The organism is Bacteroides stercorirosoris, from assembly GCF_900142015.1.
Classification (GTDB): Bacteria; Bacteroidota; Bacteroidia; order Bacteroidales; family Bacteroidaceae; genus Bacteroides; species Bacteroides stercorirosoris.
The window spans coordinates 17,849-36,199 of sequence record NZ_FQZN01000046.1; the positions used below are offsets into that span (position 1 = coordinate 17,849).

Sequence of the window (18,351 nt, forward strand, 5' to 3'; positions counted from 1 at the left end):
ATTTTTAGTTATGAATCACCCTGTCGTTCAGTTCCGCAAGTTTGGCATTGTTCCAACGGTCGGTGGTACCTACCAGGTAGCCGGTGATGCGTTGCAACTTGTCGATGTGTTTGCTTCCGCATTTCGGGCAAGTTTCCAGGTTGGGAGTTGAGTTCTCATAACCACATTCGAGGCAGCGGTTGCGGTTGTGGTTTACCGAGCCATATCCAATGTTGTACTGGTCCATCATATCCACTACACGCATAATAACCTCCGGGTTGTGTGTTGCATCTCCGTCTATCTCCACGTAGAAGATATGGCCGCCGCGTGTCAAATCATGGTAAGGAGCTTCTATTTCCGCTTTATGGCGGGCACTGCACTTGTAGTATACAGGTACGTGGTTGGAATTTGTATAATAATCCCGGTCCGTGATTCCGGGCAGTTCACCGTATTTCTTGCGGTCTACCCGTGTGAACTTGCCCGATAAACCTTCGGCGGGTGTAGCCAACACGCTGTAGTTGTGGTGATACTGTTCAGAGAACTGGTTGGCGCGGTCACGCATATATGTCACGATCCGTACTCCTAATTCCTGTGATTTCTCCGATTCTCCGTGGTGTTTTCCCGTAAGAGCTACGAGACATTCCGCCAGCCCGATAAAACCGATGCCCAGCGTTCCCTGGTTGATGACTGAGGCGATTGTATCGTTAGGTTTCAGTTTTTCGCAGCCTACCCATAAAGCAGACATCAACAGCGGGAACTGTTTGGCGAATGCAGTTTTCTGGAATTCCATACGTTCGTGTAACTGGCGTGCGGTTACTTCGAGCATTTCGTCTAGTTTGGCGAAGAATTTGGCAATGCGCAACTCTTCGTCTGCGATTTCCATGCACTCGATGGCGAGGCGTACGATGTTGATTGTGGAGAATGAAATGTTTCCCCGTCCGATAGAAGTTTTCGGACCGAAACGGTTCTCGAATACACGTGTGCGGCAGCCCATTGTCGCCACTTCATGCTGATAACGTTTCGGATCTTCCGCTTTCCATTCCTCGCTCTGATTGAAAGTAGCGTCCAGGTTCAGGAAGTTCGGGAAGAAACGGCGTGCCGTCACCTTGCAGGCGAGCTGGTAAAGATCGAAGTTCCGGTCTTCCGGCAGATAACTTACACCGCGTTTCTTTTTCCATATCTGGATAGGGAAGATAGCTGTTTCACCATTGCCCACGCCCTGATAGGTACTTTTCAGTAATTCGCGGATGATGCAGCGTCCTTCTGCCGAAGTGTCTGTACCGTAGTTGATGGAACTGAATACAACCTGGTTTCCACCGCGTGAATGAATGGTATTCATATTATGGATGAATGCTTCCATGGACTGATGCACACGTGCTACCGTTTTGTTGACAGCATGTTGTACGATTCTTTTCTCGTCAGTGAGTCCGTCCAGGGGTTGTTGCAGATAATCTGCAAGTTCTTTCTGGTAGAGATGCGAATAATCCTTGCCGTTCAGTTCTTCCAGGTTTTTGATTTCCTCAATGTAGCTGTTGCGCACGTAAGGAGCCAGATAGAAGTCGAATGCAGGGATTGCCTGGCCTCCATGCATTTCGTTTTGGGCGGTTTCCAATGAGATGCAGCCCAGGATACTTGCCGTTTCAATGCGTTTGGCCGGACGAGATTCACCGTGTCCGGCAGAGAAACCGCAACTCAGAATGCGGTCCAACGGGTGTTGCACGCACGTCAGACTCTTGGTGGGGTAGTAGTCCTTATCATGAATATGCAGATAGTTGTTGTTTACGGCATCCAGCACTTCGTCGCTCAGCAGATAATCATCCACAAACGGTTTGGTGGTTTCGCTGGCGAATTTCATCATCATACCTGCCGGGGTGTCGGCATTCATGTTGGCATTCTCCCTTGTGACGTCGTTGGATTTGATATCGATAATCTCCAGAAACATATCACGGGTCTTTGCTTTGCGGGCGATGCTGCGCTGGTTGCGGTAGGCGATGTATTTTTGTGCCACATCTTTGCGGCTACTTTTCATCAATTCCATTTCTACGGCATCCTGAATGGCTTCTACTGTCATTTGTGCACTTCCCTTGAAAGATATATGGTCTGTGATTTGGCGTATCAGCTGCATGTCTTCGCCTTTATCCGTATGCAGCATTGCTTTACGGATGGCAGTTACTATTTTTTCTTCGTTGAAGCCTACTACGCGTCCGTCTCTTTTGATTACAGTCTGTATCATGGTTCAGTTTATCTAATTGTTTATTTATTCTTTTAATTGGGATTGCAAAGGTATAAACTTATCTACAAGTATTTGTTTTTGGAAAACTTTTGTGTCTTTAAAATATGTTAATCGCTTGATTATTAGTTGTGTTTTTGATTGAATTGGAAAACTTTTCGTTTTAATGACTGTTTTAAAGTTGCACAAAATGGAAAACTCTAAGTAATAGGCAGATACAAAAAACTCCCCTGTTACAAGTGTCTGTAACAGGGGAGCTATGTAGCAAAAAGTTATTTCCCAGCGAGGGTATTTCTTTTCCAGGCAGAGGTTATTTGATAATCTCAGCCAGTTTAGTCTGTAATTCTTCACCGTGTAAACCGCGGGCGATGATTGTTCCTTCGCCGTCAATCAGTACAGTGTGGGGAATGCTGCTGACTGCGTATAACTGAGCGCCTTCGCAGTTCCAGTATTTCAGGTCGGACATTTGCGGCCAGGTGATGTTCAGTTTTTCGATAGCTTCTTTCCATGCTTCACCATTCTGATCCAAAGATACGCCAACGATTTCAAAACCTTTGTTCTTGTATTTGGCGTAAGCGTCTACCAGGTTCGGCATTTCACGACGGCAAGGACCGCACCAGCTTGCCCAGAAGTCAACGAGCACAACTTTGCCTTTACCTGCATAGTCAGACAGTTTCACCGGTTTTCCGTCAGGGGTTTCCATTGCGAAATCAGTGAATTTCTGGCCTACGGCAGTAGCTTTCATCTTTTCTACGTTTTCTTTAATCTTGATGATTACTTCATCATTGGCGAATTCAGCGGGGATTTGCGGCATCAGCGGGTCGAGTTCGTCTACTTCGAGATAGTAATAGTTGTTCTTCAGCAAGTGAACGCCTACCAGGTTAGTGATGTTCTTGGCGATACCTGCTTTGGTGATTTCCATTGTTTTCTCTTGCAGATCATTCATCTCTTTCATTTTGGCTTCACGCTGTTCGTCGGTGAGAGCAGTATCTGACATTGATTCGTATATGGTCATCATTTGCTTGTTCAGGCTGTTCAGCTGAGCTCTGATTTCCTGGTAAGCGTCATTGCTCGGTGTGCCGGTAGCAGAGTCGTTATCACGTGTCAGGCTGATGTTGATTTTACCATTTTCAAGGAAGAAGTCCATTAAGATACCTTCTTTACCTGCGGGTCTGTAAGTTACGTAACGGTTCACGGCAGTGTCTTGCGCACCTTTGAAAGTGAATGTTCCATTGGTAATGACAGCTGAATCCATTTTAACAAGATTCCGGCCTTCTACTTTTTGCAAGTATACAGTGTCACCGTCGGCTCCACCCTCTACAGTTCCGGTTACCACGTAACCTTTGTTTCCGCTACAGGCAACAACCATGGCAGCCACAGCGAGCAGATAGATAATTTTTTTCATTGCTTCTATTTTTTATAAATATGATAGTTGGCTACAAAGATAATGCAAACCGAAAACAGTACAAAATAAGCTTGCTTATTTTTAGTGTTGAGGTGCGGCTTATTTTCGCTTTGGGGGCAAAGATAATCAATAAAAAATCCCCTCCGGCATAACCGGAGAGGATTTTATAGTTTTAATCCCATTTTTTGTAATCGTACTGTGCTTACTATTATTCAGCAGCAGCTTCAGCTGCGGGAGCTTCTTCGGCAGGAGCCTCTGTAGCTTCTTCAGCGGGAGCTTCGGCAGCAGCTTTTTCTGCTTCTTCAGCAGCTTTCTTTTCAGCCAATGCTTTAGCTTTTTCAGCGTTTACTTTCTTTTCAGCTTCCAGACGTGCTTTTGCTTCAGCTTTCTTAGCTTCTTCGTCTTTTGCTTTCAAAGCAGCCAGACCGCTTTGTTTGTTGTTCTTCCAGGCTTCGAATTTAGCGTCAGCTTCTGCTTCACCGAATGCGCCTTTAGCCACACCACCCATAAGGTGCTTCTTCATGTAAACGCCTTCGCGTGACAGGATGTTACGAACAGTGTCAGTAGGTTGTGCACCTTTCATAACCCAGTCAAGTGCGCGGTCGAACTTCAAATCTACTGTGGCAGGATTGGTGTTCGGATTGTACGTACCAATCTTCTCAATAAATTTACCATCACGTGGTGCTCTTACGTCTGCAATAACGATAGAGTAGAAAGCATAGCTTTTACGTCCATGTCTTTGCAATCTGATTTTTGTTGCCATTTTAAATAATGTTTTTAATAAATGATTTGAATAATGCTACTATCTCGTAATAGCGGCTGCAAAGGTAGGGCTTTTATTTTGATTGACAAAGAGTTCGCTCGTTTTTTCTATAAGGCTCTTGTATTTCGGGCAATTGTATTACCTTTGTCGCCACGAAAACGATAACTGCTATTATGAAGCAAAGACTACTACTTGGAACTATTATTGCATTGTTATTTGGAGCTTGTGGCCGTACTGACGTTCGTTTGCATTGTGCGGATGAACTGATAGAACAAAACCTGAAAGACAGTGCAAGTCTGATACTTGCCGGAATAAAGCATCCGGGATCTTTTTCTGAATCCGACCGCGCCCTTTATGCTTTGTTGGCTGCCGAAGTGGCTCGTAATGAAGATCGTCTGGGCGAAATCGACACTTTGCTTACCGTAGCTTTGGATTATTACCGTGCTTCTGCGGATAGTGTGCATCTTGTCCGCGCCTTGTTTTGTGCGGGGCAGGTGGCACGTTCTTTTCAGCGCAATGAAGAGGCTATGAAATTTTTTCTGGAGGCTTTGCCCTATTCGGAGGGGCAACAGGTGAGTGATTACTGGCGGTATTTAGTGAACACCTGGGCGGGGGTAGTGGCAGCAAAAGAACGCCTGTTCGAGGATAAAATACGTTATTCACAGAACGCCTTGGAGATGGCCCGTCGCATGAAGAATGCTTCCTATGAGTGTCTTTCACTGGGAGACATCGCTTACGGTCACCTCTTCTCCGGCCGGTATGACAGTGCCTTGCATTATACTGAAGTCATGCACGAAATTGTTCTTCGCGATTCTCTGACGAGCCAGTTACCTTATATATATACGCGTTTTCAGGGAATTTATACTCAGAAAGGAGACTATGCCCTTGCTTTGCAATATGTGGATAAAGCTCTCCGGCATCGTGCGCCCACGGATTCTGCGAACATCACCGGCCATTATGCCGAAAAAGCCGCAATGTTCGGCAAGCTGGGACAATATGATTCCGCCTATCATTACTTTCTTAAGTCCGAACCTTGTCCCGACCCTTTCACCCAGGAAGCCCGTTATTATAATATGGCAGATACCTACTATGCCATGAAGCGTTATAAAGATGCTTATGAATACCTTTTGCGATACACTCAGATAGATGACTCCATAAAAACTGCCACCAAAAGTTCCGAATTGATAGCTTTACAGAGTCTTTATCAGCATGAACGACTTCGGGCGGATAATCTGCGTTGGCGTGCTCAGGTGGCCGAGCATAAACACCGGGTGTATTGGATTATAGCTGTATCCGTAACTCTTTTGTGGTTGGCGGGAGGTATTTATTTGATTTTTTACCGTCGTAATCGTCACCGTCTGATTGTCCAGCAGAAACAGCTTATCGGGCAGCAGGAGCAAATCATTGCCCAGCAAGAAGAGTTGCGCCATCGCAGCGAAGAACATCTGGAGAATTTGCAAAAGATAAATGAGCTTCAGCAGAAAGAGGGAGAATTGAAAGGCGCCTTTTTCCGGCAACTGAATTTTAGCATTTTGCAGCAAGTGGGGGAGGTCAGAAAGAATGGTAACATCATCTTTTCGGATAAAGACTGGGATGTGATAACTGAGAATGCCGATGCTATATTCAATAATTTCACCTTGCGCTTGCGGGAATCTTATCCCGAACTGAACAAAGAAGATTTGCGCTATTGCTGCATGGTGAAAATGCAATTATCACAGTCTGAAATGGCGCAGATCATGCACTTGGAAAAGGATTCCGTCAAGAAGCGTCTCAAACGTATCCGTGTTGATAAAATAGGATCGGGAAGTGGCATGACTTTAGAGGATTTATTGCGGAATTTCTGATTTGTCCCCCTGCCTTTTGAAGAGTAAATACTCTTTATCTGGTTGAAAATTAGACCTGTAATCAACGTTTTTCTTCTTCTTATTTGTCCCCCGGTTTTATTTCCCGATTTCATTGTTACCCCTTAATTTTGCGGCATAAACAAAATTAAGAACACATATGAGTATGACAATGAAAAAAGTTTTAGCTATATGCCTGTTACTGGTATGTACTTTTCCCTTATTAGCGCAGAAACTCTATCAGGTTAATGAAGTTTCCGAAATAAACCTGGGTGACGGACGCTTTCTCTACCGTGATGCCAAAAAGGAGAAACCTCTGAACGGTGAATTCCGTATAATCGACGGTTATCGTTCGCAATATGTGCAGGCTGAATTCAAGGAGGGCATGTTCGACGGAAAATATCAGGAATATTCCCGCAATGCGCTTCGTCGGGAGGGTTCTTATAAGGAAGGGCGTAAAAACGGTTTATTCCGCGAATATGTGGGCGGGGCACTTACCCAGGAGTACACCTTCCGTAATGACACTCTTGATGGGGCGGTTATTTCTTATTTCCAAAATGGAAAAGTATCTCGTTCTGCATTCTTCAAAAACGGTAGGGAGCATGGCAATTTTAAAGAATACAACCATGAGACCGGTGAAGTACGCTCGGACAATAACTATGAAGATGGTTTGGAGCATGGCCGGCAGTGGGCTTATCTGCAAGCCAGATACGACTATACCAGGACTTATACCTGTGAGCATGGCAAACGTATGGGAAAGTATGAGGAGCGCTTTGCCGACACGGACACTCCGAAGGTTCTGGGACAATATGAGAATGGGATGAAGACCGGTTGCTGGTTGGAGTTCAATGACCTGGGTGATACGCTTTCTGTTGAAAACTATGCAAACGACTTGCTGGACGGTGAAAAAATAGTCTTTGCCGGTGGTGTACGCGAAGAAATACAGCATTACAAAGCCGGAAAGAAAGACGGACTTTTTGTTCTATTGGATTATTCTACCGGTAAGCCAAAGCGTGAAACGAATTATAAGAACGGACGGAAAAATGGTACGGAGCGCGTTTGGGTAACCAGTAACCGTAATGATTTCATTGAGACTTATACTTATGTCAACGACCGTAGGCATGGCCCATACGAAGCTGTTTATCAGGAAGACAAGCAACAGAGCATCAAAGCGGGTACTCTGAAAACTAAAGGGCAGTACCGGAGTGACAGCCGCTCGGGACATTGGATTTCTTATGATACCACCGGAAAGATTGAGAAAGAATGGGATGAATAAAACACTTATTATAAACTGTTTAAAAATTGAATGTAAAATGAAAATCTTAGTATCATTATCTGTTGCAGGCCTTTTGTTGCTTGCTTCGTGTGGCGGTAAAGGCAAGGATGCAGCTTCCATGAGTTATAGTCAGGAAGATGCGAATGAAGTTATCGCTTACTACAACATCACTGTCGATCTGATGAAAAAACTCGTAACGACGGATGATATTTCCAAAACGTTGGCGTACATGAAAAAAGACGGTAAAGGCTTTGTCATAGCTCCCATCGTCAATCGTTCTTATTTTCAGGGTAAAGACACGACGGCATTACTGAATCCGGGTGACTGTTTCCCGGATGCGGTACGTGATAGTTTGAAGGCGCTTTGCCTGGCTTATGTGGATGCGTCAAACAAAGTGTATGCTAATTATGAAGAGTACTGTCGATATATTAAGGCGGAAGACTATAAGGACGACCAGTATGCCAAGGGGCGTGAAATAGCCGCCGATCAGGAAGAACAAGGAAATCGGATACAGGAACTTCGTGCGCGGATCTATGCTCTGGTGACCCCTTATGCCGACAAGGCAGAAGAGGCGACATTAAAGGATAATCCTCTGAAAGACCATATCATGGCTGGGAAAGCATTGATTTCTTCTTTGGAGGCAGTGCTTGAAGGTTATGATTCGGATGTTGCCAAAGAACAAATGCAGTCTTTGTATGATGCTGTGAATACTCAGAAGGAGGCGGCTTCAAAGATAGAGAAGTTGAAAGACTATTCCAGTGAAATGATGAGTTATGAAGACATGGTTAACGATACTGATAAGTTCCTGGGTGAACTTCGCAAGCACTTGCGTGATGGGAAGTTTACCGAAAGCGGGTATAAAGAATTACTTTATAATTATAATCATGTAATCGACGATTACAATCGCTTCGTAAATTGAGGATTATAGCACAAAAAAAAGGATGAACTTCATTGAAATTCATCCTTTTTCTGTGACGTATTATCTGAGAATAATTAATTCTTCGGTAATGCTTCTTTAACAACCATCGGACGGCCTACATATTCAGCACCGTTCAATGCATTGATAGCGTTAGATGCTTCTGTAGAATCCGGCATTTCGATGAATGCAAATCCTTTGGATCTTCTTGTTTCACGGTCAGTGATGATTCTTACTGAGTCTACTGTTCCGTACTCTTCCATAACATCTCTCAAGTCTTGTTCTCTAACCTTGTAATTCAGGTTACCTACATACAAATTCATAAATCTAAATAAAATAATAAATTAATAATTCAATAAACAAAGTTTTTGGAAGTTGTTAGGTCAGAGATGGAAATACTCAATACAGAGGAAGTACATATGTGAAATAATCAAATCAAATAAACTTTTTTATTGTTCGGGTACAAAGTAACGCATTCTATTTCAATAATGCACTATCTTTTGCTATCTTTTTTTTCGAAATATTCATTTTTGCATAAAAAAAAACAAAACTTCACGAATATCTTCTCGGATATCTCACCAATATAGCCAGCAATGCACATATTCCCATTGTAAACGGATAATACAAACTGCCGATGATGCTGATGGGGGAGATGCCGGCCAATCCCGCTGCAATCAGCAATTGGGCTCCATAAGGAATGATACCTTGTATCAGGCAGGAGAAAGTATCCAGGATGCTGGCTGTTTTCCGCCGGTCGAGGTGGAAGCGCAGGGCGATGTCTTTGGCTATCGGTCCGGTTGTAATGATGGCGATAGTATTGTTTGCCGTGCATAGATTGGCTATGCTGACAAGGGCGGCAATACTTAGTTCTGCCCCTCGCTTGCCTTTTACGTGACGTGTCAGCCGGGAGATGATGAAGTCTATGCCTCCGTTGTAACGGATGGTTTCGAGCATGCCTCCGGCAAGCAGGGTGATGATGATAAGTTCGCCCATTCCTGTGATGCCTGTTCCCATGGCACCGAACCAGTCGAAGAAAGCCGTGCCCATGTCCGTTCCGCTGCTGGCAATGCCTATGATGCCTGTGCTGAGAATGCCCAGTAGCAGAACCAGCATTACATTGACACCCGCCACTGCCGTACCCAGAACAATAAGATAGGGGATAACTTTTATCCATTCAATCGCCTGCGTCTGTGCGGGAGCTGATATGGATAATCCCTGGAATATATAGATACATAGCACAATCAGTGCAGCCGGCACTACAATCATAAAGTTTACCCGGAATTTATCGCGCATAACGCAATCCTGTGTTTTGGTGGATGCTATTGTCGTATCTGAAATAAATGAGAGATTATCCCCGAAAAATGATCCGCCTACTACAACGGCCACCATATACGGCAAGTCGATTCCCGTCTTTTCCGCCAGTCCGATGGCTACGGGGGTAAGTGCCACGATTGTCCCTACACTGGTACCTATGGAAAGTGAAATGAAACAGGCGGCAATGAAGATACCTGCCAGTAAGAGGTTGTCCGGCAGGATGCTCAGTGTCAGATTCACAGTTGCGTCGATTGCCCCCATCTGTTTGGCGCTTTGTGCGAAAGCTCCGGCGAGGATGAATATCCATATCATTAATATGATATTCTTGTTACTGGCTCCTACGGAGAACTGATATATCCGCTTTTCAAGGCTCAGTCCGCGCGTCAGTGCAATGGCATAGCAGGATGACAACAGGAATGCCACCGTAATGGGCACTTTATAGAAATCATTGACAATCAGTGAGGTCACCAGATACAGGCATAAAAATACCGCCAGCGGACTTAATGCCCACCATCCGCCTTTCTTCTTATTTGTTGTATTTGTAGTTTCCAAGAATTCAAGTTTTTAAAAACGGTGCAAAGATAATGTAAATCGAGTGCAGAACCAGGGTAACCGTATCAAAAGTTGGCTCGTATTCGTACAGAAATGAGGTAAATGATTTTAGCCTATGTATTCAATCTCTTAGACGCAGATGACACGGATGACACGGATTTAAAGGCTGCGCTGTCACATCAATAAATAAAAAATCTGCGTCATCCGTGTCATCCGCGTCTAAAAAATAAATCATCACTTCGTTCAAAACCGAAAAAAAATGAAGCAAGCTTTTTATGCGGTTGCCCTGTAAAACCAAAAGGGCGGAACCTCTGAATTGTTCCGCCCCTCTGGTTCTTTTTTTATTTTTTAATTTTCAACCTTAAATTTATAAAGTAACTCCCGTCTTGAAAATTGCGATCTCCTTATAGCCTTTCTTCTCATTATTTACGAATTCACCGCTTGCTACCCGGATGATGTAATCGATAAACCGCTCACAAGTCTTTTCCATCGGTTCGTTCTCCACGATAACTCCGGCGTTGAAGTCGATCCAGCCCGGTTTGTTTTTCGCCAATGTGGAATTGGTTGAAATCTTCATAGTCGGTACATACGTACCGAACGGCGTACCGCGTCCCGTGGTAAACAGTACCATGTGGCAACCGCAGGAAGCCAGTGCTGTTGCTGCCACCAGGTCATTGCCCGGAGCCGATAACAGGTTCAATCCTTTCACTTTCAGGCGTTCACCGTACGGCAGTACACCTTCTACATAACTTTTACCGCACTTCTGTGTGCATCCCAGCGCCTTGTCTTCCAATGTTGAGATACCGCCGGCTTTATTTCCCGGAGACGGATTTTCGCCCACCGGTTCACCGTGTGATAGGAAATACTCTTTGAAGTCATTTATCAGTTTCACTGTTTCCTCAAACAGCTCTTTATTGCGGCAGCGGTTCATCAGTATGGTTTCCGCACCGAACATTTCCGGTACCTCCGTCAATACACTCGTACCTCCTTGCGCTACCAGGAAGTCGGAGAACATACCCAGCAACGGGTTAGCCGTGATGCCGGAGAAACCATCCGAACCGCCGCATTTCAGGCCGACGCGCAACTCACTCAGAGGCACATCTACGCGTTCATCCTTGCTTGCTTTCTCGTATAATTCGCGCAGCAGGTTCATACCTTCTTCGTATTCGTCACCCACCTTCTGTGTCACCATAAACTTCACGCGGTCTTCATCGTATTCACCCAGAAATTCACGGAATACGTCCGGTTGATTGTTCTCACAACCCAATCCTACCACCAGCACTGCGCCTGCATTGGGATGCAACACCATGTCACGCAGAATCTTCTTCGTGTTCTCATGGTCGTCGCCCAACTGCGAACAGCCGTAATTATGCGGATACGCCATAATAGCATCCACCCCTTTGCCGCCCGTTTCCCGGCGCAGACCTTCGGCAAGCTGATTGATGATACCGTTCACACAGCCCACAGTCGGGATAATCCAGATTTCGTTACGGATACCCACATCGCCATTCTTACGGCGATATCCTTTGAAAGTCAAATCTTTGTGCGGTATATCCAGTGTGACGCTTGTCGGATTATATGTATAATCCAGCAGTCCTGCCAGGTTGGTTTGGATATTGTTTTCATTCATCCAGTCGCCCTGCTTTTTTGCCATACGCGCATGACCGATGGGATAACCGTATTTGATGACGTTTTCGCCTTCCGCAAAGTCTTTCAATGCAAATTTGTGTCCGGCGGGAACTTCCTCATTCAGTGTGATTTCCACCCCGTCCACTGTGAGTTTTTCTCCTGCCGGCAGTGTCACGATTGCTACTGCTACATTATCCGCAGGATTGATTTTAAGGTACTTCGTTTCCATATTCTTGTTTTTAGTTAGTTACTACTTATTACTTATTTCCCATCACTTATTCGAGTAGAACTCTATATTCTCCTTCGTCAACAAGTCAATCGGCATGAAATTTTCTCTCGGCACTTCCTTCTTGAAAATCAGGTGGTCGCACAGCGCTTTGATGCCGTCAAATCCCTGAAGTTCCGGCTGTTGGGCGATGAGGAAGAAGACGCTTCCCTGTTTCAGGCAGTTTACGTTACGTTCCAGCAAGTCATACCCCATCAGATTGAAATCCGTTTTCTTTTGCTTCAGTAAATACTCTCCGACGATATACACTTTCGAATTGAAAGTAATACCGTTCTTTACATCCGGATGTTTTCTGAAAAACTCATCCAGCATCTGTGCATCATCGCTGTCCCGTTTGGCATGCAGGTTCAGTTCCCAGATGCGGCAATCGGGATGATACTTCAACATATACTCCCGGAAGCCGATCTCCCGGCGTTCCTGTTGGTTAGAACCCACGATACCCTCGTTTATCTTGCGGAAAATCACGATCTCCCGTTCCCCTCCGGCAAGCAACATCATCATCTTTGCGGCGAAATACCCGCTCTGATGTGAATTCTGTCCGAAGAAAGAGAGGGCAGGCTGGTCTTTCAGATTCGAGTCTATATATATATAAGGTATAGAACGTTTGTTCAGTTCCTCTGTAAAAGGCTTTGTATATTGTGGTACGGTTGGGGCAAGCATGATTCCGTCCGGCTCCTGCTCCAAAATGCTCTGGGCCACATCACCGAACGAATGATAGTCGAACGGATCATAATAGGAGAGGTTTACGGAGATGTTGAAGTCCGAATACGTCACCAGCGCCTCATGGATGCCCGCTTCCACAGCCGTCCAATATTCGCCCTTCTCATGCTGCGGCAATAAACAGGAGAAAGTGTATTTCTTGTTCGATGCCAATGCACTGGCATACATGTTAGGTTGGTAATCCAGCTGTTTCAGAATTTCCTCCACCCGTTTCCGGCTGGCTTCCGACACACCGCTACGCCCGTGTATCACACGATCTACTGTCCCCACTGATACATCCGCCATTTTGGCGATATCTTTGATACGTATTCTTTCAGACCCCATATATTTTATAATTTATCGGAACTTGTGTCCGCGCACAATAATAATCTTAATATTTTCGACACAAATATATGACAATTTTTGTAATTACGAAAATTGTTGTATCTTTGTGCCCGCACACGAAAGCTATGGAGAACAAACCGCTTTTTGCTGTACTCTTCATGGAATCAGGTGTTTAATCGCGTTTTTGCCCTTAAAATGATAAATTGAAACTTATAAATTAATCACATATAAAAAATAAATAAGATTATGGGAAAGAAAGTCGTTACATTAGGCGAGATCATGTTGAGACTGTCCACTCCGGGAAACACTCGTTTCGTTCAGTCTGATTCTTTTGATGTAGTATATGGTGGTGGTGAAGCAAATGTTGCTGTCAGCTGTGCTAACTACGGACATGATGCTTACTTTGTGACTAAATTGCCGAAACACGAAATCGGTCAATCAGCTGTGAACGCACTGCGTAAATATGGTGTAAAGACAGACTTCATTGCCCGTGGTGGTGACCGCGTAGGTATCTACTACCTCGAAACCGGTGCTTCCATGCGTCCCAGCAAGGTAATTTACGACCGCGCACATTCTGCCATCGCTGAAGCTGATGCCGCAGACTTCGATTTCGATGCAATCATGGAAGGTGCCGACTGGTTCCACTGGTCAGGTATTACTCCCGCCATCTCCGACAAAGCTGCCGAACTGACTAAACTGGCTTGTGAAGCTGCAAAACGTCACGGCGTTACGGTATCCGTCGATCTTAACTTCCGTAAGAAACTCTGGACGAAAGAGAAAGCTCAGTCTATCATGAAGCCTTTGATGCAATACGTAGACGTTTGTATCGGTAACGAAGAAGATGCTGAACTCTGTCTGGGCTTCAAACCCGATGCTGACGTAGAGGGTGGAAAGACTGATGCTGAAGGCTACAAGGGCATCTTCAAGGCAATGGCTAAGGAATTCGGCTTTAAATATGTTATCTCTACTTTGCGTGAATCATTCTCTGCAAGCCACAACGGCTGGAAAGCAATGATCTATAACGGCGAAGAGTTCTACGAATCAAAACGCTATGACATCAACCCGATTATCGACCGTGTAGGTGGCGGTGACTCTTTCTCCGGTGGTATTATCCACGGATTGCTGACGAAGCCCAATCAGGGTGCGGCCCTTGAATTTGCAGTAGCCGCTTCTGCATTGAAGCACACCATCAATGGCGACTTCAATCTGGTATCGGCAGAAGAAGTGGAAGCATTGGCCGGTGGTGATGCAAGCGGACGTGTACAGAGATAAATTTATTTACTATTGGACTATTTACAATTTACTATTTAGTTGCTGTCTGATTTATATCGGGAAAATGAGGAACTTCTGAAGATAATAATCAGTTCGATAACCACTATGAAGGCAAGGATGAATAAATAGTTCAATAGTACAAAGCAAAACATTTAAATAGTAAATAGTAAATCGTTAAATAGTAAATAAAAATATGGCTAAGTTTGATAAAATAGCAGTATTAAATAAGATCGGTTCTACCGGAATGGTGCCCGTCTTCTATCATAAGGATGCAGAAGTAGCGAAGAAGGTAGTGAAAGCTTGTTATGAGGGTGGTGTTCGTGCGTTCGAATTTACTAACCGCGGTGACTTTGCTCACGAAGTATTTGCTGAAGTTGTGAAGTTTGCGGCAAAAGAATGTCCGGAGATGGCGATGGGCGTAGGCTCTATTGTTGATCCTGCAACGGCTGCCCTTTATTTGCAGTTGGGCGCCAACTTCGTTGTAGGTCCGTTGTTCAATCCTGAGATTGCCAAGATCTGCAACCGTCGTCTGGTTGCCTACACTCCGGGATGCGGAAGCGTTTCAGAAGTGGGTTTCGCTCAGGAAGCAGGCTGCGACCTTTGCAAGATATTCCCGGGTGACGTTCTTGGTGCAAAGCTTGTAAAAGGTCTGTTGGCTCCGATGCCTTGGTCTAAGCTGATGGTAACCGGTGGGGTAGAACCTACTCAGGAAAACCTGACTTCATGGATCAAAGCCGGTGTGTTCTGCGTAGGTATGGGTTCAAAACTCTTCCCGAACGATAAAGTTGCTGCGGAAGACTGGACTTATGTTACGGAAAAATGTAAAGAAGCACTGGCTTATATCGCAGAAGCAAGAAAATAAGAAATTTCATTTTGTTTAAAGGTGTTTAAAGGGGACAACCATTGGAGTTGGCAGGTCAATGCCACTCCAGTGGTTTGTTTTTTTATGTATAAGCATAATTTTTTTTTGTGACTAATAGCTGCGGATTCATTTGTTTCTTTATTCTTTTATCAGATAAACTTCAATCTAACCCTCTCTTTATCTAATAAACTTGTATATTCTATACTTTTTGCGACTTCAATTACTTGTGTATATTATTATTTTATTTTTGGAAAACTTGTAGATATTGTCGTTTTTTGCCTATATTTGCAACGGACTTAACGTTTATAGAATTACAATTTAAAATAGAATATATGAAACAGCGAAAAATCAAACAGCTTGTATTTGTGTTATCCATTTCTGCACTGACACTAAATAGTTGCACAGACAAAGATGTATATCAGGGGGAGCATAAAAATGAGCCTTTGAAGCCGACGGAGGTTTTTGACTTTAACTTAACTAAAGATGTTGAGATGAGTGTGGATTATGGCTTTACGAATGATTATTATATCATTTTTGAGCTCTACGATCAAAATCCGATGAAAGAAGTGGATGGTTCCTGGATAAAGGATGAAGAACTCGATCCTATTTTTGCCGCTGCCACTGATAAGCAAGGAAAATATGCAGATACGGCAACTCTTTCTGCTGCTCTTACGGAAGTATGGCTTTACAGCGATTATATGGGGGCTGTGTCACCGGTAAAATTGACTGTTTCGGATAGTGGAATAGACTTTAACCAGGCAAAATATATTGCTGCATTGCAGACAAAGACAAGAGGAGTGACGTCCAACGGGCATAATTATGTGGATGATTGGACTATTTTGCCGGGAGTTGACTGGGATCAATACGGATATCCGTCCAATATAGAGACTGAATTAAGCTTACCATCGGCCGAGGTGTTGTATAGCATTAGAGGAACATATACAAAAAATGGTAATTACTCTATTACGACAGCTTATCCTGATTGGTTTAATAATAATGCTACTTCTGAAATTAAGATTACTAAAGCTACTGAATTGAGCCTTGTATTTGTTAATAGTAGTGCAGGCTGGAATAATACTGTGGGTTACTTTACTTATCCTACCGGCACTATTCCAACAGCCGATAAAGTAAAAAGAATAGTTGCGTTTCCCAATGCTTCGCCCATTTCTAAAGTTTCTAATGGTCAACGTGTGGGTTCACTGTTATGTGGTCATGCCGTAAAATTGAAGTACTGGAATGAAGAAACTCAGCAATATGAAGATAAATTTCCGGCAGGTGTTACTGTTGGATGGTGTTTGGAAGGACAGGGCTTTTATGAAGGTGATCTTGTGAAGAGGTATACCACTCGTTATTCATATAGTTCAATGAATTCCGATAATAAGCAGCGTGTAGTAGCTTTGCGTCATGGAAGTGCGAACCAAATTGTTGCTATTGGCTTTGAGGATAATGTAGATTATGACTATTGTGATGCCACTTTTTATTTAAAGATAGCGGAATCGGATGCTATTGATACCGAAAGCCCTGAATTGCCACCTGTTGAGCCTCCCACCAATGTTACCACCACCACCAAGGGTACTTTGGCTTATGAAGATCAGTGGCCTTCTGAAGGTGATTATGATATGAACGATGTGATGATGACTTATAAATCTACTGTTTATAAGAAAACTCAGACCAATAAAATTTATAAAATAGTGGATGAGTTCACTCCTATTCATAATGGAGGTACTTATACTTGTGGGTTTGGATATCAGCTCCATACTCTTAATCCGGGGCAGATGAAGAGTATTAAGGTGACCGGTCCTGAAGGATGGAAAGTGGAAACGGAACAATCTCATCCTACCATTATCTTGTTTGATAATATCAAGAATGTTCTAAATAAGAAGTATACTGTTACCATTGAACTGGATGATGTTGAGAATGTAACTCCTCCTTATAATCCGTTCATATTTGTCAATAGCAGGAACCACGAAGTGCACTTGGTGAATTATCCCCCTACGGACGAAGCTGATATGGGACTTTTCAATACACAGGATGATGTGTCGAATGTAGGTGGTGGAGTTTATTATATCGCACGTTACAATGGAGAAGTTGAACTTATGCCGTATGGTATTAATCTTCCTACTCTTGAATTTGAAGTACCTGCAGAAAATGTGAAGATATATGATACCTATCCGGGTTTCATCGATTGGGTAAAATCGAAAGGTGATTCAAATCAAAATTGGTATGTAAAGAAAAAATAACTAAACACTTTTTCGATAGAGAAAGAGTTTTATCTATGCTTTGTCATAGATGAAACTCTTTTTTATACTTTTGTTTAGTCAATGTCAATCAATCGAAAAATACTATTTATGGAAACGCTGACAGATGGCTTCAAACTCGTTCTGAAACAATAGAAACCGTAAACGAAACTAGATAAATTTAAAAAGATGTTATAAAACATGTCGTTTCGTATGTAACTGTTTGCGAGCACGGAAAATCTTCTTACCTTTGTATCGCAGTTGAGAAACTGCTCATGATTTTGACTTTTAAATAAATTAGTTTTTGGTTTTCAATAAAGGAATTAGTTAGGTAAAAAGATTAGTTAATAGTTTTTCATAGGCTAGAATTTGGATTAAGGAATTTAGGTAATTAGTTATAGAAAAGGTAAAGAAGAAGATTGTGTTTTTATAGGTAGTTGAATTTTTAGGTAAAAAGAAGATTGATTTTTAGGTAACAAGTTTTAGATGCAGTTAAAAGAAAAGCCTCTATGGCTTTTCTTACAGAGGCGAGAGGTTCGTGAGAGCTTGCTCGTTTTTTTGTTATATACTTCTCTTTCTACAACTTTTGTTCGGTTTTTATTTCTTTTGATTATCTTTGTTGCAATTGTATTCAAATGAATACTTTAAAGGGGTCAGTCCGAAAACCCTGTGGGTATGTTAAATTTACGCTGTCAGTTTGCATAATCTAAAAATAAAGAATGGTATATCTCCGACTCCCCTAAAC

The 18,351-nt window shown here is 43.4% G+C and carries 13 protein-coding genes; 6 read left to right on the forward strand and 7 right to left on the reverse strand.

From position 1 onward, the window contains the following. Positions 1-4 precede the first annotated feature (4 nt). The 3 genes from BUC01_RS22625 to BUC01_RS22635 form a co-directional block, all read right to left on the reverse strand. Positions 5-2,212, reverse strand: a complete 2,208-nt coding sequence (locus tag BUC01_RS22625) for an anaerobic ribonucleoside triphosphate reductase (RefSeq protein WP_025834282.1) — start codon at positions 2,210-2,212, stop codon at positions 5-7. A 307-nt stretch (positions 2,213-2,519) separates the two neighbouring features. Continuing rightward, a complete protein-coding gene (locus BUC01_RS22630; protein ID WP_073314955.1) occupies positions 2,520-3,614 on the reverse strand; it encodes a TlpA disulfide reductase family protein in 1,095 nt (364 codons plus the stop codon). Between the two features lie 208 nt (positions 3,615-3,822). Continuing rightward, positions 3,823-4,377, reverse strand: a complete 555-nt coding sequence (locus tag BUC01_RS22635) for a 30S ribosomal protein S16 (RefSeq protein WP_025834284.1) — start codon at positions 4,375-4,377, stop codon at positions 3,823-3,825. Between the two features lie 173 nt (positions 4,378-4,550). Here BUC01_RS22635 and BUC01_RS22640 point away from each other — a divergent pair, with 173 nt between their 5' ends. From BUC01_RS22640 to BUC01_RS22650, 3 genes are all read left to right on the forward strand, one after another. Then, positions 4,551-6,221, forward strand: a complete 1,671-nt coding sequence (locus tag BUC01_RS22640) for a tetratricopeptide repeat protein (protein ID WP_073314957.1) — start codon at positions 4,551-4,553, stop codon at positions 6,219-6,221. Between the two features lie 169 nt (positions 6,222-6,390). Further along, the gene (locus BUC01_RS22645; RefSeq protein ID WP_243462654.1) at positions 6,391-7,494 is read left to right on the forward strand and encodes a toxin-antitoxin system YwqK family antitoxin; all 1,104 of its coding nucleotides are present in this window, start codon (positions 6,391-6,393) and stop codon (positions 7,492-7,494) included. Positions 7,495-7,531: 37 nt separating this feature from the next. Then, positions 7,532-8,413 carry a DUF6845 domain-containing protein gene (locus tag BUC01_RS22650; protein WP_073314959.1) on the forward strand — a complete coding sequence of 294 codons (882 nt, stop codon included), beginning with the start codon at positions 7,532-7,534 and terminating at the stop codon, positions 8,411-8,413. Between the two features lie 74 nt (positions 8,414-8,487). Here BUC01_RS22650 and BUC01_RS22655 read toward each other — a convergent pair whose 3' ends face one another. The 4 genes from BUC01_RS22655 to BUC01_RS22670 form a co-directional block, all read right to left on the reverse strand. Continuing rightward, the gene (locus BUC01_RS22655; RefSeq protein WP_025834286.1) at positions 8,488-8,733 is read right to left on the reverse strand and encodes an RNA recognition motif domain-containing protein; all 246 of its coding nucleotides are present in this window, start codon (positions 8,731-8,733) and stop codon (positions 8,488-8,490) included. A gap of 229 nt (positions 8,734-8,962) precedes the next feature. After that, positions 8,963-10,276, reverse strand: coding sequence for a Na+/H+ antiporter NhaC family protein (locus BUC01_RS22660; protein WP_073314961.1), 1,314 nt, complete (start codon positions 10,274-10,276; stop codon positions 8,963-8,965). Positions 10,277-10,643: 367 nt separating this feature from the next. Next, on the reverse strand, positions 10,644-12,134 hold the full coding sequence (locus tag BUC01_RS22665; protein ID WP_025834288.1) for a UxaA family hydrolase: 1,491 nt from the start codon (positions 12,132-12,134) through the stop codon (positions 10,644-10,646). Positions 12,135-12,176: 42 nt separating this feature from the next. Beyond that, entirely contained in the window at positions 12,177-13,235 is a 1,059-nt protein-coding gene (locus BUC01_RS22670) for a LacI family DNA-binding transcriptional regulator (RefSeq protein WP_025834289.1), read from the reverse strand. Between the two features lie 246 nt (positions 13,236-13,481). On the opposite strand from BUC01_RS22670, the gene BUC01_RS22675 reads away from it, so the two are divergent. The 3 genes from BUC01_RS22675 to BUC01_RS22690 all read left to right on the forward strand — a co-directional run bounded on the left by BUC01_RS22675 (position 13,482) and on the right by BUC01_RS22690 (position 17,609). Further along, positions 13,482-14,507, forward strand: a complete 1,026-nt coding sequence (locus BUC01_RS22675) for a sugar kinase (protein WP_025834291.1) — start codon at positions 13,482-13,484, stop codon at positions 14,505-14,507. Positions 14,508-14,700: 193 nt separating this feature from the next. Next, positions 14,701-15,369: a bifunctional 4-hydroxy-2-oxoglutarate aldolase/2-dehydro-3-deoxy-phosphogluconate aldolase gene (locus tag BUC01_RS22685; protein WP_007213439.1), complete on the forward strand. Its 669-nt coding sequence runs from the start codon at positions 14,701-14,703 to the stop codon at positions 15,367-15,369. A gap of 332 nt (positions 15,370-15,701) precedes the next feature. Continuing rightward, positions 15,702-17,609 (forward strand): LruC domain-containing protein, encoded by a 1,908-nt coding sequence (locus BUC01_RS22690; RefSeq protein WP_073314963.1) that lies wholly within the window; start codon positions 15,702-15,704, stop codon positions 17,607-17,609. The last annotated feature ends 742 nt before the right edge of the window (positions 17,610-18,351 follow it).